This is a genomic window from Saccharothrix hoggarensis (genome assembly GCF_042678885.1).
GTDB lineage: Bacteria > Actinomycetota > Actinomycetes > Mycobacteriales > Pseudonocardiaceae > Actinosynnema > Actinosynnema hoggarensis.
In genome coordinates this window covers 1-2,703 of the sequence record NZ_JBHTLK010000417.1, presented here as the reverse complement: position 1 = coordinate 2,703, position 2,703 = coordinate 1, and the positions used below count along the sequence as shown (strand labels likewise).

Here is a 2,703-nt window from a genome sequence, read left to right as displayed (position 1 = left end):
CGGTCGACGCGGCGGCGACGTTGCTCGGAGCCGGGACCGCTTCCGGGTCGGCCGCGCTCGGGGCGCAGGCCGCGAGCAGCGCGACGACGAGCGCGGATGCGGCGATCCGCGCCGCTCCCACGTCGGATCGGGCCATGGCGGGGCAGCTCTCCACTTCCGGGCGGTTCCTACCGGGACACCGGGGATGAACGCACGCCACCCGGCGCCGTTCAGTGTAGAGATCGACTGACCCTCTCGGGTGTCAACCGGACGAGGCAACAAGCTCCACTTCGAAACCGTCCGTGTTCTCGATGTACCCGGCGTAGTGATCCGGACCACCCGCGTGAGGATATTTGTCCGCGAACAACGGCGACCAGCCGTGCTCGGTCGCGGCGGCGACGAGCCGGTCGACCTCCGCCCGGCCGGCCACGTGGAACGCCAGGTGGTTGAGGCCCGTGCCGAGGCGGTGGTGGGCGTCCATCGCGGGCGACCGCTCGACCACCACGTACGTGGGGCCGAGGCGCCAGCTGACGCCCGCCGGCCAGCGCTGGTGCTCGACCCAGCCCAGCTCGCCGAGCAGCCAGCCGATGCTCCGCTCGGCGCGGGCCAGGTCGGGCACCCACAACTCGACGTGGTGCAGGTGCCCCGCCGTCATCCCCGGGGACGCCGTCATCCCCGGGACGCCGCCGTCCCCGGAAGGCCCCCGGTCACAGCAGGATGCTCCCGCCCGCCTTCGGCTCGGCCGCCACCGCGGAGTACGCCGCCGCGATCAGCGCCGGGTCCGGGCCCTCCAGCCGACCGGGCTTGGCCAGGCCGTCCAGCACGACGAACCGCAGCACGCCCGACCGGGTCTTCTTGTCCGTGCGCATGCCCTCCAGGAGCTGGCCCAGCGCGTCCGGGTCGTAGCCGGTCGGCAGGCCGAGGGAGGTGAGGATCGAGCGGTGGCGGTCGGCGGTCGCGTCGTCCAGCCTGCCCGCGAGCCGGGCCAGCTCGGCGGCGAACACCAGGCCGACGCTGACCGCCGCGCCGTGCCGCCACCGGTACCGCTCGCGGCGCTCGATGGCGTGCGCCAGCGTGTGGCCGTAGTTCAGGATCTCCCGCAGGTCCGACTCGCGCAGGTCGGTCGACACCACGTCGGCCTTGACCTGGATCTTGCGCCGGACCAGCTCGCCGAGGACGTCGCCGGACGGGTCCAGCGCGGCCTCCGGGTCGGCCTCGATCAGGTCGAGGATCACCGGGTCGGCGATGAAGCCGCCCTTGACCACCTCGGCCATGCCCGCGACCAGCTCGTTGCGCGGCAACGTCTCCAGCGTCGCCAGGTCGACGAACACGGCCTCCGGCTCGTAGAACGTGCCGACCAGGTTCTTGCCCGCGTCGGTGTTGATGCCGGTCTTGCCGCCGACCGCCGCGTCCACCATGGCCAGCAGCGTCGTCGGCACGTGGACCAGCTTCACGCCGCGCATCCACGTGGAGGCGACGAACCCGGCCAGGTCGGTCACCGCGCCGCCGCCCAGACCGATCACCACGTCGGTGCGGCCCAGGCCGATGCGGCCGAACACGTCCCAGCAGTACCCGGCGACCCGCAGGTCCTTGCCGTCCTCCGCGTCGGGCACCTCGACGCGGTGCGCGTCGATCCCGGCCGCGGCCAGCTCCTCCCGGACCGCGTCGGCGGTCTCGGCCAGGGTGGGCGTGTGGACGATCGCCGCCTTCGCCGTGCCCTTCAGGGTCTCGACCAGGTCGCCGAGCAGGCCGCGGCCCACCACCACGTCGTACGGTCGTTCCGCGGCCACGCGAATCCGCACCGGCTCGCCCATCACCACTCCCCTCGTCGGGTCACCATTCGACCACGTCCGCGCCGAGCGCCGCGCCGCCCCACACCCCGGCCAGCACGTCGGCCTGCTCCTTGACCGCCTCGCGGGCGGAGCCCTTCACCTTCGACCAGCCCGCGACGCGGAACGTCGCCGTGCGGCCGCGGACCTCGTGCCGCCAGGGGCCCGCGACCCGGCCGTGCAGGACGAGCGCGCCGGGGCTGCCGACGGGCCGCCACACCTGCCGGGCCACGTCCGGGTCGGCGACCAGGTCGCGCGGGCCGAGGAGGTACGGGTCGCGCGGGAACAGCAGCAGCCCGGCGGGCGGGTCGGGCACGTCGCCGTCGGCGATGCGGGCGAGGTCGTCCTCGTGGACGAGCAGCCGCCTGCCGTCGACCGCGACCCGGTGCAGGTCCGGCCACCCGTCCGGCGGGCCCGCGCCCAGCCACTTCTCCGCGTCGGCCTTGGCGAACGGGCCGACGAGCCGCGCGTACTCGCGCAGCAGGGTCGGCTCGCCCGGCTCCTCGACCTCGGGTTTCGCCGTCGGGCGGCGGAACGTGAGCTTCGCGCCGACGTGCTCCAGCTCGATGCCCGCGAGGAGCGTGCCGAGCCGGAACAGGTTCTCGATGACGTGGTGGGTGTCGCAGCCGGGGCAGTACGGGCTGGCGACCGGGGGCAGCAGCGGGCTGATCGCGGCGGACAGCTCGCCCTTGGTGGCCGTGTCGCCGGGGAACTCGCGGTGCATCAGGTCCACGACCAGGTCGACGTGGTCCAGCTCGGGCACGGGGTGCGCGCCGCACCACGCCGCCAGCTGCTTCTCCGTGCGCGGCCGGAGCTGCCGGCGCAGCGCGGGCAGGTCCTCGCGGCGGTGCAGGTGGGACTCGCCGCGCACGCTCAGCACCCGGCCCAGGTCCTC

3 protein-coding genes are annotated in these 2,703 nt (G+C 74.5%); all 3 read right to left on the bottom strand.

Annotated elements, in window-relative coordinates:
- Window positions 1-241: 241 nt before the first annotated feature.
- Window positions 242-652, bottom strand: coding sequence for a VOC family protein (locus tag ACFQ3T_RS35745; protein ID WP_380730435.1), 411 nt, complete (start codon window positions 650-652; stop codon window positions 242-244).
- Window positions 653-686: 34 nt separating this feature from the next.
- The gene (gene aroB, locus ACFQ3T_RS35740; protein ID WP_380730433.1) at window positions 687-1,793 is read right to left on the bottom strand and encodes a 3-dehydroquinate synthase; all 1,107 of its coding nucleotides are present in this window, start codon (window positions 1,791-1,793) and stop codon (window positions 687-689) included.
- Window positions 1,794-1,812: 19 nt separating this feature from the next.
- Window positions 1,813-2,703: DNA glycosylase AlkZ-like family protein (locus ACFQ3T_RS35735; protein WP_380730431.1), on the bottom strand; the 891-nt coding region annotated here is incomplete at its 5' end.